17 protein-coding genes are annotated in these 13,310 nt (G+C 59.9%); 12 read left to right on the top strand and 5 right to left on the bottom strand.

Annotated elements, in window-relative coordinates:
- Positions 1-57 precede the first annotated feature (57 nt).
- Positions 58-534: a PAS domain-containing protein gene (locus tag BW979_RS08125; RefSeq protein ID WP_047228630.1), complete on the top strand. Its 477-nt coding sequence runs from the start codon at positions 58-60 to the stop codon at positions 532-534.
- 54 nt (positions 535-588) lie between these two features.
- Entirely contained in the window at positions 589-1,194 is a 606-nt protein-coding gene (locus BW979_RS08120; protein WP_047228631.1) for a hypothetical protein, read from the top strand.
- A 23-nt stretch (positions 1,195-1,217) separates the two neighbouring features.
- Here the strand turns inward: BW979_RS08120 and BW979_RS08115 are convergent, their stop codons facing one another.
- On the bottom strand, positions 1,218-2,177 hold the full coding sequence (locus BW979_RS08115) for a MerR family transcriptional regulator (RefSeq protein WP_076383575.1): 960 nt from the start codon (positions 2,175-2,177) through the stop codon (positions 1,218-1,220).
- Positions 2,178-2,396: 219 nt separating this feature from the next.
- Here BW979_RS08115 and BW979_RS08110 point away from each other — a divergent pair, with 219 nt between their 5' ends.
- From BW979_RS08110 to BW979_RS08080, 7 genes are all read left to right on the top strand, one after another.
- The gene (locus BW979_RS08110) at positions 2,397-2,966 is read left to right on the top strand and encodes an antibiotic biosynthesis monooxygenase (RefSeq protein WP_047228633.1); all 570 of its coding nucleotides are present in this window, start codon (positions 2,397-2,399) and stop codon (positions 2,964-2,966) included.
- Positions 2,967-3,100: 134 nt separating this feature from the next.
- Positions 3,101-3,811: a dihydromonapterin reductase gene (folM, locus tag BW979_RS08105; protein ID WP_076383574.1), complete on the top strand. Its 711-nt coding sequence runs from the start codon at positions 3,101-3,103 to the stop codon at positions 3,809-3,811.
- Positions 3,812-3,831: 20 nt separating this feature from the next.
- Positions 3,832-4,389: a GTP cyclohydrolase I FolE gene (gene folE, locus BW979_RS08100; RefSeq protein WP_047228635.1), complete on the top strand. Its 558-nt coding sequence runs from the start codon at positions 3,832-3,834 to the stop codon at positions 4,387-4,389.
- Positions 4,390-4,770 (top strand): dihydroneopterin triphosphate 2'-epimerase, encoded by a 381-nt coding sequence (gene folX, locus BW979_RS08095; RefSeq protein ID WP_047228636.1) that lies wholly within the window; start codon positions 4,390-4,392, stop codon positions 4,768-4,770.
- A 97-nt stretch (positions 4,771-4,867) separates the two neighbouring features.
- Positions 4,868-5,164, top strand: a complete 297-nt coding sequence (locus BW979_RS08090; RefSeq protein ID WP_076383573.1) for a DUF1244 domain-containing protein — start codon at positions 4,868-4,870, stop codon at positions 5,162-5,164.
- Positions 5,157-5,495 carry a HopJ type III effector protein gene (locus tag BW979_RS08085; protein WP_076383572.1) on the top strand — a complete coding sequence of 113 codons (339 nt, stop codon included), beginning with the start codon at positions 5,157-5,159 and terminating at the stop codon, positions 5,493-5,495. The genes BW979_RS08090 and BW979_RS08085 overlap by 8 nt, the downstream gene beginning before the upstream one ends.
- A 304-nt stretch (positions 5,496-5,799) precedes the next feature.
- Positions 5,800-7,050 (top strand): 2-aminoadipate transaminase, encoded by a 1,251-nt coding sequence (locus BW979_RS08080; RefSeq protein ID WP_047228639.1) that lies wholly within the window; start codon positions 5,800-5,802, stop codon positions 7,048-7,050.
- A gap of 215 nt (positions 7,051-7,265) precedes the next feature.
- Here BW979_RS08080 and trxB read toward each other — a convergent pair whose 3' ends face one another.
- The gene (gene trxB, locus BW979_RS08075) at positions 7,266-8,228 is read right to left on the bottom strand and encodes a thioredoxin-disulfide reductase (RefSeq protein WP_047228640.1); all 963 of its coding nucleotides are present in this window, start codon (positions 8,226-8,228) and stop codon (positions 7,266-7,268) included.
- Between the two features lie 300 nt (positions 8,229-8,528).
- On the opposite strand from trxB, the gene cysZ reads away from it, so the two are divergent.
- Positions 8,529-9,284, top strand: a complete 756-nt coding sequence (gene cysZ / locus BW979_RS08065; protein ID WP_047228641.1) for a sulfate transporter CysZ — start codon at positions 8,529-8,531, stop codon at positions 9,282-9,284.
- A 39-nt stretch (positions 9,285-9,323) separates the two neighbouring features.
- Entirely contained in the window at positions 9,324-10,523 is a 1,200-nt protein-coding gene (locus BW979_RS08060; RefSeq protein WP_076383571.1) for a glycosyltransferase family 4 protein, read from the top strand.
- A gap of 129 nt (positions 10,524-10,652) precedes the next feature.
- Here BW979_RS08060 and BW979_RS08055 read toward each other — a convergent pair whose 3' ends face one another.
- The 3 genes from BW979_RS08055 to BW979_RS08045 form a co-directional block, all read right to left on the bottom strand.
- A complete protein-coding gene (locus BW979_RS08055; protein WP_076383570.1) occupies positions 10,653-11,756 on the bottom strand; it encodes an NADH:flavin oxidoreductase in 1,104 nt (367 codons plus the stop codon).
- A 159-nt stretch (positions 11,757-11,915) separates the two neighbouring features.
- Complete coding sequence (locus BW979_RS08050) at positions 11,916-12,398, bottom strand: glutathione peroxidase (RefSeq protein WP_047228644.1); 483 nt, start codon at positions 12,396-12,398, stop codon at positions 11,916-11,918.
- A gap of 113 nt (positions 12,399-12,511) precedes the next feature.
- Positions 12,512-12,997 carry an FKBP-type peptidyl-prolyl cis-trans isomerase gene (locus tag BW979_RS08045; RefSeq protein WP_047228645.1) on the bottom strand — a complete coding sequence of 162 codons (486 nt, stop codon included), beginning with the start codon at positions 12,995-12,997 and terminating at the stop codon, positions 12,512-12,514.
- Between BW979_RS08045 and BW979_RS08040 the strand changes: the two genes are divergently transcribed.
- Positions 12,966-13,304, top strand: coding sequence for a DUF3565 domain-containing protein (locus BW979_RS08040; RefSeq protein ID WP_076383569.1), 339 nt, complete (start codon positions 12,966-12,968; stop codon positions 13,302-13,304). The two genes, BW979_RS08045 and BW979_RS08040, sit on opposite strands and share 32 nt — an antisense overlap.
- The last annotated feature ends 6 nt before the right edge of the window (positions 13,305-13,310 follow it).

The following is a 13,310-nucleotide window of genomic DNA, read 5'->3' as shown; positions in this document are numbered from 1 at the left end:
TCGCGGTAGGTTCTTCTAAAATGCAGCGCACACAGGGATGTTCAAGGGATGTCGCCCATGATTAATGCTCAACTGATGCAACTGGTCATCAACGCCTCGAACGACGGCATTGTCATCGCTGAAAAAGAAGGCGATGAAGACAATATCCTGATCTATGTAAACCCGGCTTTCGAACGGCTGACCGGCTACAGCAGTGAAGAGATTCTTTATCAGGATTGCCGATTCCTGCAGTCAGGTGATCGCGACCAGCCGGCCCTGGAGCAGATTCGCACGGCCCTCAAGCAGAACGGTGCCTGCCGGGAAATTCTGCGCAACTACCGCAAGGACGGCAGCCCTTTCTGGAATGAGTTGTCTCTGTCGACGGTGAAAAACGAGGCTGACGGACGCACTTATTTCGTGGGCGTGCAAAAAGACGTGACCGCTCAGGTCAAGGCTCAGCAACGCGTCGCCCAGCTGGAAAAGGAGCTGGCCGAAGCACGAGCAACCATTGCCCGACTCGAAGCGACGAACGGCGCAAACAAACCGGCGAATTAGCGGTCAGTCACTACAATCACCAGTGAAAGTGTAAATCCTCTTTTCGAGCACATCATGCAGCGCGACGCCCTACTGACGCAGGATGAATTGGATTTCATCCGGACCATGCAGCACAACCCGCAACTCAACGAGCGGGATGTAACGTCGAGCTTGCTGGTAAACGGCGGGTCGCAGATTCGTGACTTGCTGACGCGTCTGGCGGCCAACGAACAGGTGACGCTGCAAGCCAACTTCGAAAACCAGCAAATGACTTTTCCGTTGCACCTGGTGGAAGACGAATTCCACGCAATGCACCTGCGTCTGGGTGTGCCCAGCATCTACGAAGATGGGCCGAAAATTCGGCCATGGCGCCTCACGCTTGACGAGCCGGTGGCGCTGGAAAATGCCAAAGGCCTGCCCGGGCCGCTCTGGGCCCATGAGGTGTCCTGCAAAGGAATCCTGTTGCAAAACCGCAGTCGGACCAAGCCGCCAAAGCAATTTGCCTTGTGGTTCAGCCCATCAGGTTATGAAAGGATTTCCTTGCGCGGCACACTGGAACGGGAAACCGATCAGGGCCTGTACGCCTACCACCTGAGCCAGAATGACGAGGATGAGACCGAGCGCCTGCGCCAATACATCCTTCAGCAACACCGTCTGACCCATCCGGCCATGCACATCTAGTGCACGGCTTGACCTGCCGGTTATCAGGTATCCAGATTTCCCGCCAATAGCTGTCGCAACCGCTGATGTATCAAGGTCCCTTCACTGCCCAGGCAACCGATCGACGACCCGGCGAGGCTGTCCTGAAGCAGATCGGACGCGTCACCGGCCAGCATCAGTGGGCAGTCCAGGCCCATCGCCAACTTGTTCAGGCGCTTAGGTAACTCGGCAGGCGGTGCATGGTTGGAAACCAGCACCAACGCCAACGGCTGGACCTTTTGGCACACCAGGGTCAGTTCGTCGAATGGCAGCCCAATGGTCAACACCCTGACGCCGACTTCCGCCTTGGAGACGAACAGCGCCGTGACCAGCAACTCCAGCTCTCGACATTGACCGACAATGCCCACGACCAACACCCGTCGCGACTGGGCTTCGCGCTTGAGCAGGAGTCGCTGGATGATGCGTGAGCGCAGGAACCCATCGAAAAACACCCATTCGCTGGTTTGTCCGAACTCCTGCTGGCGTTGCTGCAACTGTCGCCAGACCGGCATCAGGATGTCCTGAAATACGATCGGCACGGCGTAGGTGGAAAATATCTGCCCGTAGAGACGGTCCAGCTCTATATCGTCAAAGTTGCCAACCGCGCCAGCCACCTGTTGTTGCCACTGGGCATAGTCGGCTTTCACCAGATCTGAGGAAATAAGCGCGGAAACCGGTTGCACCGATTCGGTCTTGGTCAGGATCTTTCCCACTTTGCTCACGGCCACCCCGCGCTCAATCCAGGCGAGGATGCTGCGCACCTTTTCGATATCGCCGACGGAGTACAAGCGATGCCCGCTTTCGGTGCGCGTGGGCTGAATCAGACCGTAGCGACGCTCCCACGCGCGCAAGGTCACGGGGTTCACGCCGGTCAACCGCGCTACTTCGCGGATGGGGAACAGTTCCTCCTGCCTCAAGGCAGTGGTTGCCTGGAAAACGAAGTTATCCTCAGTGATTACGCTCATTTTGGCAGACAATTCCGGCTGGCAAATTGGATCCCAGTGTACTCCCTCTGAGTCATAGGATGACAAGAACAAACGCCACTGATGCGCGATTTTGTTGCTTTTCACTCAAGAAGGAATAAACCTTGCGTGCTTTTTGGCGAACGGACGCGCCCCACCACCCTGGGGCGTTCCCGCGAATCTCCTACCCGGAGTACCGCACCTGTTTTACGGAGATACATAATGTCTACCTCACCCGTCACCTTGATGGTGGCCCGTCGTGTCGCCAATGGGCGCTATCAGGACCTGATCGTCTGGTTGCGCGAAGGCGAACAATTGGCCACCGACTTTCCCGGCTACCTGGGTTCCGGTGTACTCGCGCCACCGCCTCAGAGCGATGAATTCCAGATTATTTTCCGCTTTGCCGACGAGCAGACCCTGCATGCCTGGGAGCACTCGGCCTCGCGCACGGCGTGGCTGGCGCGAGGCAGCGAGCTGTTTGCCCACCCTTCGGAACACAGGGTGCGCGGTATCGACGGTTGGTTTGGCGCCGGCGATCAACGGCCACCGCGCTGGAAACAGGCCGTGGCCATCTGGCTCGCGTTCTTTCCGGTGTCGCTGCTGTTCAACTTTCTGCTGGGGCCATTGCTCAGTGAGCTGGGAATGATGAGCCGCGTGCTGATCAGCACACTCATTCTGACGCCATTGATGGTCTATCTGTTTATTCCGATGTCGACTCACCTGCTGGCGGGTTGGTTGAACGGTGCAGCGCCCAAAGCACTGCCAGCCAAGCCGGCTACGCAGAATCAGTGATGCCGGGCCGTTCTCGTCGGCCGCAGCGTTCGCGTTCAACAAGGGTCACTGTGGGAGCGGGCTTGCTCCCACAGAGTCGTCGCCACCTTGCGTCGCTGTTATAGTTTTACGATTGCCGTGAACCGAGCCTTCCTATGCCCAGCGCCACCGCTCCGATCCTGATCACTGGCGCAGCCCAGCGCGTCGGTTTGCACTGCGCCCGTCGATTGCTCGAAGACGGTCATCCGGTAATCGCCACTTTCCGCACCGAGCGCCCGGGCGTGCAGGCGTTGCGGGATCTGGGGGCGATCGTGCTGTTCGCTGACTTTTCCAATGAAACCGGGATTTCGGCCTTCATTGATCAGCTCAAGCAGCACACCGACCGATTGCGCGCCATTGTCCACAACGCCTCGGCATGGCTGACCGAGACGCCCGGCCACGAAGCCGCTGCGTTCAACGCCATGTTCGCCGTGCATATGCTCGCCCCCTACCTGATCAACCTGCAGTGTGCCGAGCTGCTGCAACGCTCAACCCCGGCGGATATCGTGCACATCAGCGATGACGTCACGCGCAAGGGCAGCAGCCGGCATATCGCCTATTGCGCCACCAAGGCCGGGCTCGAAAGCCTGACCCTGTCGTTCGCGGCGAAATACGCGCCACACATCAAGGTCAACGCAATTGCCCCGGCCCTGCTACTGTTCAATCCCGAAGACGACGCGGCCTACCGTGCCAAGGCCCTGGCCAAGTCCGCGCTGGGCATCGAGCCCGGCAGTGAAGTGATCTATCAGAGCCTGCGTTATCTGCTGGACAACCCCTACGTCACCGGCACGACCCTGACCGTCAACGGCGGCCGGCACGTCAAATAGCCTTGCTTCGAGGATGCACCATGGCGCTATCGCCCCAGAACTATCGCGAGATCCTCATCGGCCTGGGTGAAGACCCGGAACGCGAAGGCCTGCTGGATACTCCGGTGCGCGCGGCCAAGGCCATGCAGTACCTTTGTCACGGCTATGAACAAAGCGTCGAACAGATCGTCAACGGCGCCCTGTTCGCCTCCGACAGCGATGAAATGGTGATCGTCGCCGACATCGAACTCTATTCCCTGTGCGAACATCATCTGCTGCCCTTCATCGGCAAGGCTCATGTGGCTTATATTCCTACGGGCAAGGTCCTGGGGCTGTCGAAGATCGCCCGGCTGGTGGACATGTTCGCCCGCCGCCTGCAAATCCAGGAAAACCTCACCCGGCAAATTGCCGACGCGGTGCAGCAGGTCACCCAGGCGGCCGGCGTTGCGGTGGTGATCGAAGCCCAGCACATGTGCATGATGATGCGCGGTGTCGAAAAACAGAACTCGACCATGAACACCTCGGTGATGCTCGGCGTCTTTCGCGAATCCAGCACCACCCGCCAGGAGTTCCTGCAATTGATTCGACGGAGCAAGTAAATGCCACAACTTCAACCCGCCATGGCGCGCATCAAGGTCAAGGACTTGCGCTTGCGCACGTTCATTGGCATCAACGAGGACGAAATCCTCAACAAACAGGATGTGTTGATCAACCTGACCATCCTCTACGCGGCCCAGGATGCGGTGCGCGACAACGACATCGACCACGCTCTGAACTACCGCACCATCACCAAGGCGATCATCGCCCACGTGGAAGGCAACCGTTTCGCCCTGCTCGAACGCCTGACCCAGGAACTGCTCGATCTGGTCATGGCCAACGAATCGGTGCTGTATGCCGAAGTCGAAGTCGACAAGCCCCACGCCTTGCGATTTGCCGAGTCAGTATCGATTACGCTCGCCGCCAGCCGGGCTACTTCGTAGCCGCTAAAAGCTACAAGCTGTAAGCTTCAAGCCTGATGACCGCAAACCCACTTGCAGCTTGAAGCTTGCCACTTGAAGCTGTCTCGCAGAGACCACCATGAACGACCAACAACGCCTCGAACTTGAAGCCGCCGCTTTCCGTCGGCTGGTTGCCCACCTGGACAGCCGCAAGGATGTGCAGAATATCGACCTGATGAACCTCGCCGGCTTCTGCCGTAACTGCCTGTCCAAGTGGTACAAGGCAGCTGCCGATGAACGCCAGATCGAGGTCAGCCTCGATGACGCCCGCGAAGTGGTTTACGGCATGCCCTACGCCGAGTGGAAAGCCCAATACCAGCAAGAAGCCAGCGCCGAACAGCAAGCGGCGTTCGCCAAAGGAAAACCCGATGCCTGACCTGAACACCCTGCGCGCCAGCCTCAAGAGCGGCGAACACATTTTTGCCGACACCCTGGCGTTTATCGCCAATGGCTACGACTACCAGCCTCAGCCTTTTAAAAACGGTGACGTCGACAACGCCGCCGGGCAGAACGAAGGTTCCTGCAAGACCCTGGGCCTGGCGCTGCTCGAAGGCTTGAGCGATCAAGAAGCGCTGCTGGCGTTCGGCGAACATTACCGGTCGGTACTGGCCACGCCTGAGGGCAGCGACCACGGCAATATCCGGGCGCTGATGGCCCATGGCTTGGCGGGTGTGAAGTTCGAGACTCAGCCGTTGCGGCGGCGCTGACCCAACGCGCCTCCCCTCTGTGCCGAGGTCCGCTTTTCTGTGGCGAGGGAGCTTGCTCCCGCTGGGCTGCGAAGTAGCCCCCAGACGGCCCCGGCATGTGAACTGATGCACCAGGCGTGCTGATTTGGGACTGCTGCGCAGTCCAGCGGGAGCAAGCTCCCTCGCCACAGAAACAGTTCTCGCCAGACTCACTGATCTCACATCCCGACTTTTAAGATTGACCCGGCAACTTTATTTCGTTTGCCGGCCACCTCTGCTCGCGGCTTAGATAAAGGGAATCTTTCCTTCCTCCGAGCCGTCATCCATGAGCAGTGAAACCATCAGCCAATCGATTTCCACCGTGCACCCTGTCAGCCTCAGCCACGGCAAAAATGCCGAGGTCTGGGACACCGACGGCAAACGCTACATCGATTTCGTGGGCGGCATCGGCGTGTTGAACCTTGGCCACTGCCATCCCCGTGTCGTCGAAGCCATCCGCGAACAGGCAACCCGGCTGACGCACTACGCCTTCAACGCCGCCCCGCACGCACCCTACATCGAATTGATGGAGCGTCTGGCAGCATTTATCCCGGTGGATTACCCGGTCAGCGGCATGCTCACCAACAGCGGCGCCGAAGCCGCGGAAAACGCCTTGAAGATCGTGCGCGGCGCCACGGGGCGCACGGCCGTCATCGCCTTTGATGGCGGCTTCCACGGCAGAACCCTGGCCACTCTCAATCTCAACGGCAAGGTCGCGCCCTACAAACAGAAAGTCGGCGTACTGCCCGGACCGGTCTATCACCTGCCCTACCCCAGCAAGGACAACGGCGTCACCTGCGAAGAAGCGTTGAAGGCCATGGAGCGGTTGTTCAGCGTCGAAATCGACGTGAATGACGTGGCGTGTTTCATCGTCGAACCTGTGCAGGGCGAAGCCGGTTTCCTGCCGATGGATATTGCCTTTGCCCAGGCCCTCCGACAGTTCTGCAACGAGAAAGGCATCGTGCTGATCATCGATGAAATCCAGTCCGGCTTCGGTCGCACCGGCCAGCGCTTTGCGTTCTCGCGACTGGGCATCGAGCCGGACCTGATCCTGCTGGGTAAAAGCATTGCCGGCGGCGTCCCCCTGGGCGCCGTGGTGGGGCGCAAGGCGCTGCTGGACAATCTGCCCAAAGGTGGCTTGGGCGGCACTTACTCAGGCAATCCCATCGCCTGCGCCGCCGCATTGGCAACCCTGGAGGAAATGACCGACGCAAACCTGCAAGCCTGGGGCACGCAACAGGAAGAGGCGATAGTCAGCCGCTACGCGTCATGGCGCAGTCGCGGGCTGTCCCCTTACCTGGGCCGCCTGACTGGCGTCGGGGCAATGCGCGGCATCGAACTGGCCCATGCCGACGGCAGCCCGGCTTCGGCACAATTGACACAATTGCTGGCCTTGGCGCGGGAGTCTGGTTTGTTGCTGATGCCCAGCGGTAAATCGCGGCACATCATTCGGCTGCTGGCGCCGTTGACGACCGAGGCGGCGGTGTTGGAGGAAGGGTTGGATATTCTGGAGACGTGCTTGGCGAAGTTGTCTTGAAATACAGATTCCCCTGACCACACAAAAAACTGTGGGAGCGAGCCTGCTCGCGATTCGGTGGCACATCCAACACTGATGCAAGCTGACCCGGCGCCATCGCGAGCAGGCTCGCTCCCACAGGGGGGGTTGTGGTGAACAAAACATCTTGTCCACTGAACAGAAAAATCCCGCGCATAAAAAAACCGGCCGAAGCCGGTTTTTTTGTACCTGTTGAATCAGAACGAAGCGTTCTGCAGACCATCCAGGTAACGCTCGGTGTCCAGGGCTGCCATGCAACCGGCACCCGCCGAGGTAATCGCCTGACGGTAGACGTGGTCCGCCACGTCGCCGGCCGCGAAGATACCTTCGACGCTGGTGGCGGTGGCGTTGCCGTCGCGGCCGCCCTTGACCACCAGGTAGCCGTCCTTGAGTTCCAGCTGGCCTTCGAACAACGAGGTGTTCGGAGTGTGGCCGATGGCGATGAACACACCGTCGACTTTGATCTCGTCAAAGCTGCCGTCGTTGTTCTTCAGCCGGGCACCGGTCACGCCCATGTTGTCGCCCAGCACTTCATCCAGGGTGGCGTTGAGCTTGAGGATGATCTTGCCTTCAGCCACACGGGCATTGAGCTTGTCGATCAGGATCTTCTCGGCGCGGAAGGTTTCGCGACGGTGGATCAGGGTGACCGTGCTGGCGATGTTGGCCAGGTACAGGGCTTCCTCGACGGCGGTGTTACCGCCACCCACCACAGCCACTGGCTTGTTGCGGTAGAAGAAGCCGTCGCAAGTGGCGCAGGCGGAAACGCCTTTGCCCATGAAGGCTTCTTCCGATGGCAGGCCCAGGTAACGAGCGCTGGCGCCGGTTGCAATGATCAGGGCATCGCAGGTGTAGGTCGCGCTGTCACCGGTCAGGGTGTACGGCTTGGCGGCGAAATCCACGGCATTGATGTGGTCGAAAACGATCTCGGTCTCGAAGCGCTCGGCGTGCTCTTTCATACGCTCCATCAACACCGGGCCGGTCAGACCGTGGACGTCGCCCGGCCAGTTGTCGACTTCGGTGGTGGTAGTCAATTGACCGCCGGCTTGCATGCCGGTAATCAGCAGCGGCTTGAGGTTGGCACGGGCGGCATACACCGCAGCGCTGTAACCGGCAGGGCCGGAACCGAGAATAATCACTCGCGAATGACGCACTTCAGACATGACCTGCTCCTGTTGACCGGCCCTTGCGGGCCGGAACGCCGGGTGAGCGGCGCGAATAAAAGGGACTGTTGACGCACTTGGGGAAGGCTTGGGTTCGACAGTCCTGAAAAGAATGGGTGCAGCGTATCGAGGGAGCGAAGATTAAGGAAATACGGTTTAACAATCCAGCTCATAGGTGAGCTCTATCCAGATCAGTCAGTTCAATAAACTCGGCAAACGTTGTTACACGCCATGTCGATGCTTTCCCGAGCCCGGCAAAGCCGGTATGGTCGGCGCGTTCATCTTCGCTCGGAGCCTCTTATGCCCGCCCCCGTCCTGTCCGGCCCGCAATATTTGCGAGAAGGACTCAAACTGGTCTTAAGCCCGGGTCTGCGCTTGTTTGTGCTGTTGCCATTGGTGATCAACCTGGTGCTGTTCGTCGGATTGATCTACCTGGCCGGCCATCAGTTCAGCCTATGGGTCGACACGCTGATGCCGTCGTTACCGGATTGGCTGAGCTTTCTCAACTATGTCCTGTGGCCGCTGTTCGTGGTGCTTGTGGTGCTGATGGTGTTTTTCACCTTCACTATGCTCGCCAATGTCATCGCCGCGCCGTTCAACGGTTTTCTCGCGGAGAAAGTCGAAGTGGTGATCCGTGGCACCGACGACTTCCCGGCCTTCAGCTGGGGCGAGTTGATCGCCATGATCCCTCGCACCTTGGCCCGGGAGGCACGCAAGCTCGGCTACTTCCTGCCCCGCGCCCTGGGCCTGCTGGTGCTGTCCTTCATTCCGGTGATCAATATCGTCGCGGCGCCGTTATGGCTGCTGTTCGGGGTGTGGATGATGGCGATCCAGTACATCGACTACCCGGCGGACAACCACAAGCTGGGCTGGAACGAAATGCTCGCCTGGCTGCGGGAAAAACGCTGGCAGAGCCTGGGTTTTGGCGGCAGCGTGTACCTGGTGCTGCTGATCCCGGTGGTCAACATCCTGATGATGCCGGCAGCGGTAGCCGGCGCGACCTTGTTCTGGGTGCGCGAGCAAGGCGCCGAGACCGCGTTGGCCCGCCAAGGCTGACCCGTCACAAATCCATCATTCAAGCGTCACAATGGCGAAATGGCCCCGGTCGACACTGGGGTCATGAGCACACACCTGCATATCACCCTCATCACCGAAACCTTCCCGCCGGAAATCAATGGCGTGGCCAATACCCTGGGCCGCCTGTGCGACGGCTTGCGCGCTCGCGGGCATCAGGTGGAATTGATACGGCCCCGTCAGGCTGGCGATCAACGCCAGGCCAGCGACGAGCAGTTGTTGCTGTGCCGAGGCTGGCCGCTACCGGGGTATCCGGGCTTGCAGTGGGGCCAGGCTTCGATGCACAAGCTGCTGCGGCGCTGGAAACGTCATCGCCCGGACGTGCTGTATATCGCCACGGAAGGGCCGCTGGGTTTATCGGCATTGCGGGCGGCCCGGCGCCTGGGCATCTCGGTAGTCAGTGGCTTCCACACCAATTTCCAGCAATACACCCAGCAGTATGGCCTCGGGTTGTTGAGTCGGGCCCTCACCCATTACCTGCGCTGGTTCCACAACAGCTCCAGCCTGACCCTGGTGCCGAGCCTCAGCCAGCGCATGGAGCTGGAACGCCGGCATTTCGAGCGTGTGGCGCTGTTGTCCCGCGGTGTGGACAGCCAACTGTTCCATCCGATCAAACGCTCGACAACCCTGCGTGAGGCCTGGGGCTTGGGCGATGACGATATTGCGCTGATCCACGTCGGGCGTCTGGCGTCGGAGAAGAACCTGGGTCTGCTCAAACGTAGTTTCAACACACTGTGCAGCGCTTTCCCGGAGCGGCGGCTGAAACTGGTGGTAGTAGGCGACGGTCCACAACGGGCCGCGCTGCAACAGGAACTGCCCGACGCGATCTTTTGTGGGGCCCAGCGTGGCGAATCGCTGGCCTGCCACTATGCGTCCGGGGATGTATTCGTCTTTCCGAGCCTGACCGAAACCTTCGGCAATGTCGTGCTGGAGGCGCTGGCGTCCGGGCTGGGTGTGGTGGCCTATGATCAGGCCGCGGCGGCGCAACACATCCGTCACGGTCACAACGGCGTGCTGGCCATGCCGGGGGATGAAGAGGCGTTCTGCGACGCGGCCCGGTGGCTGCTGGAGGAGCGTGAAACCTTGCGTTGTGTGCGGCTCAATGCGCGCCAGCATGCCAGTCGCCAGGGCTGGCCATCGGTGATCGAGCAGTTCGAGACGCAGTTGCGCGGGGTTTGTGTCGGTGAACAGGTGATGCCGGCTGCGCCGACGGTGCGCTGATTTTTTCAGTGACGCTGGGGCCGCCATCGCGAGCAGGCTCGCTCCCACAGGGTGTTGTGTTGATCACACGTTCGGTGAACAACCCAAATCCGGTGTGGGAGCGAGCCTGCTCGCGATGGCAGGCGCCGCTTAAACCAGTGTCATCAACGCCTCACGGCTGAACGGCAAGATCTCCTGCTCCCGGCCTTCACGCACTTTTTGCGCCCAATCCGGGTCTACCAGCAGCGCACGCCCCACCGCCACCAGGTCGAACTCATCATTGTTCAGGCGCTCCAGCAGTTTCTCCAGGCTGGCCGGCTGCGCGACTTTGTCGGTGTTGACCATAAACTGCAGGAACTCGCCATCCAGGCCAACGCTGCCGACGGTGATGGTTGGTTTGCCGGTCAGCTTGCGGGTCCAGCCCGCCAGATTCAGCTCGGAGCCTTCGAATTCAGGCTCCCAGAAGCGACGTGTCGAGCAATGGAAAATATCCACACCGGCCTCTGCCAAAGGCTTGAGGAATTCGCCCAAGGCCTCTGGCGTTTGCACCAGACGCGCGCTGTAGTCCTGCTGCTTCCATTGGGAGAAACGGAAGATGATCGGGAACCCTTCACCTACCGCAGCACGCACGGCGCGGATCAGTTCGATGGCGAATCGCGATCGGTTGGCCAGACTTCCACCATAACCGTCGGTGCGCTGGTTGCTGCCCTCCCAGAAGAACTGGTCCACCAGGTAACCATGGGCGCCGTGGATCTCCACGCCGTCCATGCCGATGCTCTGGGCGTCTTTCGCCGCCTGGGCGAACGCTGCGATGACTTCGTCGATATCCGCCTGGGTCATGCCGTGAACCACGACCTGGCCGTCCTTGAGTTTTTCCGAAGGACCATAGCCCGGCACGCTCGCGTCCGGCTCGGTCCCCAGGCGCCGCACGTTACCTACGTGCCAGAGCTGCGGAACGATCTTGCCGCCTTCGGCATGCACGGCATCAACCACTTGTTTCCAGCCGGCCAGCGCGGCCTCGCCGTAAAAATGCGGCACGTTCGGATAACCGTTGGAGGCCTTGTGCCCGACAGTCGTGCCTTCGGTAATGATCAGACCGACGCCGGCCGCCGCGCGACGGCGGTAATATTCCACGACCTTGGTGTTCGGCACGCCGCCTGGGGAAAAGGAGCGAGTCATCGGCGCCATCACTACCCGGGTCGGCAGCTCCAGCGCACCGAGATGGAAGGGTTTGAACAAGGCTTTTACAGGCATGGGACACTCCACGGAAACAGGGTCGCAGGTCGAATATGACAGCGATAATATGGACCGTGGAAAGCAATGGGTAGCACTATTGATTTGAATGATTGTGGATCAAAAGGAAGCCGAGAGGAGTGTGCCCGCACACAACAGGGTGATGGTTGCTCCGGAGGTTCAGCTCAAGGCTTTTTCGATAGCCTGGATCACGGCCGGATCATCCGGCGCCGTGCGCGGTGAGAAACGCGCCAGCACCCGACCGTCCTTGCCCAGCAGGAACTTCTCGAAGTTCCAGGTGATGTCCCCCGGAAACTCGGCCCCCTCGCCTGCCAGCAGACGGTACAACTGATGACGGTCGTGCCCGTTCACTTCCAGTTTGCTGGACAACGGGAACGTCACACCATAATTGAGGCTGCAGAAATCCTGGATTTCCTGTTCCGTCCCCGGCTCTTGTCCGGCGAACTGGTTGCAAGGCAGGCCCAGCACACAGAACCCCTTGGCCTTGTATTGCTGATAGAGGTTTTCCAACGCAGCGTACTGAGGTGTCAGGCCACATTTGGAGGCGACATTGACCACCAGCACGACTTGCCCCTTGAACGGCGCCAGATCAAGTTCCTGACCATCCAGGGCTTTAAGTTTAAGGTCGTGGAAAGCACTCATGACGAACTCCAGGTTTGCGGATCTTTTCGAACAGCCATGGACGATGCTAACAGCAACAGACTAAAAAGGCGCCGTAAGGCGCCTTTCCAGTTCACTTGAGCGTAGCGCACAAATCAGTGGTGATGGCCACCTTCACCATGGACGTGACCATGGGCGATTTCTTCCTGGCTGGCATCACGAATGTCGACGATCTTGACCTGGAAGTTCAAGCGCTGACCGGCCAACGGGTGGTTGCCGTCAACGGTGACGTCATCGCCTTCCAGGTCGCGGATGGTGACGATCTGCATCTGGCCATCGGGGGCCGAAGCGTGGAACTGCATGCCTACTTCCAGCTCATCCACGCCCTCGAACATGCTGCGGCTCAGGGTGCTGACCAGCTCGGCGGAGTATTCGCCATAAGCATCTTCCGGCTCAACGGTAACGTTCAGCTCGTCACCGGAAGTTTTACCTTCCAAGGCTTTTTCCAGACCCTGGATGATGTTGCCTGCGCCATGCAGGTAGACCAGCGGAGCGCCGCCGGCAGAGCTGTCGATGACCTCACCAGCGTCGTTGGTCAGGGTATAGTCGATGGAGACAGCCTTATTGGCGGCGATCAGCATGGGGCGAGACCTTTTGCATAAGAATGAAGAACGGACAAGTCTAAACAAGGATTTGCCCGAAAGCGAACGGAACCCGGACAAACGGGCTTGTTCGAACAGACCGACGGTCACCGGTTTTCATCAGGATGAGGACGGGCACTGGGTGGCCGAGCTGTCCTGTGGCCACACCCAGCATCTGCGCCACCTGCCGCCGTGGCAGTCCCGGGCCTGGGTGCTGGACCCGGCGCAACGTATTGAAAAAATAGGCCAGTCCTTTGACTGCGGCTGGTGCGCACAGGCCCCGGTTAGCGATAACCTTGGCGCCTGAATTGAC

The organism is Pseudomonas sp. A214 (assembly GCF_900156295.1).
Taxonomy (GTDB): Bacteria; Pseudomonadota; Gammaproteobacteria; order Pseudomonadales; family Pseudomonadaceae; genus Aquipseudomonas; species Aquipseudomonas rhizophila.
Note: the sequence above shows the minus strand (reverse complement) of the source record. Positions and strands in the feature narration are given on the sequence as shown.

Coding starts and splice junctions, on each gene's coding strand:
- BW979_RS08085 (WP_076383572.1), top strand. CDS start 5,157: ATGCCTGACCTGAACACCCTGCGCGCCAGCCTCAAGAGCGGCGAACAC.
- BW979_RS08055 (WP_076383570.1), bottom strand. CDS start 11,756: ATGCCTGTAAAAGCCTTGTTCAAACCCTTCCATCTCGGTGCGCTGGAG.
- BW979_RS08045 (WP_047228645.1), bottom strand. CDS start 12,997: ATGCTGATCGCCGCCAATAAGGCTGTCTCCATCGACTATACCCTGACC.
- folE (WP_047228635.1), top strand. CDS start 3,832: ATGGCGCTATCGCCCCAGAACTATCGCGAGATCCTCATCGGCCTGGGT.
- folX (WP_047228636.1), top strand. CDS start 4,390: ATGCCACAACTTCAACCCGCCATGGCGCGCATCAAGGTCAAGGACTTG.
- BW979_RS08090 (WP_076383573.1), top strand. CDS start 4,868: ATGAACGACCAACAACGCCTCGAACTTGAAGCCGCCGCTTTCCGTCGG.
- trxB (WP_047228640.1), bottom strand. CDS start 8,228: ATGTCTGAAGTGCGTCATTCGCGAGTGATTATTCTCGGTTCCGGCCCT.
- BW979_RS08110 (WP_047228633.1), top strand. CDS start 2,397: ATGTCTACCTCACCCGTCACCTTGATGGTGGCCCGTCGTGTCGCCAAT.
- BW979_RS08060 (WP_076383571.1), top strand. CDS start 9,324: ATGGCCCCGGTCGACACTGGGGTCATGAGCACACACCTGCATATCACC.
- cysZ (WP_047228641.1), top strand. CDS start 8,529: ATGCCCGCCCCCGTCCTGTCCGGCCCGCAATATTTGCGAGAAGGACTC.
- BW979_RS08050 (WP_047228644.1), bottom strand. CDS start 12,398: ATGAGTGCTTTCCACGACCTTAAACTTAAAGCCCTGGATGGTCAGGAA.
- BW979_RS08115 (WP_076383575.1), bottom strand. CDS start 2,177: ATGAGCGTAATCACTGAGGATAACTTCGTTTTCCAGGCAACCACTGCC.
- BW979_RS08125 (WP_047228630.1), top strand. CDS start 58: ATGATTAATGCTCAACTGATGCAACTGGTCATCAACGCCTCGAACGAC.
- BW979_RS08120 (WP_047228631.1), top strand. CDS start 589: ATGCAGCGCGACGCCCTACTGACGCAGGATGAATTGGATTTCATCCGG.
- BW979_RS08040 (WP_076383569.1), top strand. CDS start 12,966: ATGGAGACAGCCTTATTGGCGGCGATCAGCATGGGGCGAGACCTTTTG.
- folM (WP_076383574.1), top strand. CDS start 3,101: ATGCCCAGCGCCACCGCTCCGATCCTGATCACTGGCGCAGCCCAGCGC.
- BW979_RS08080 (WP_047228639.1), top strand. CDS start 5,800: ATGAGCAGTGAAACCATCAGCCAATCGATTTCCACCGTGCACCCTGTC.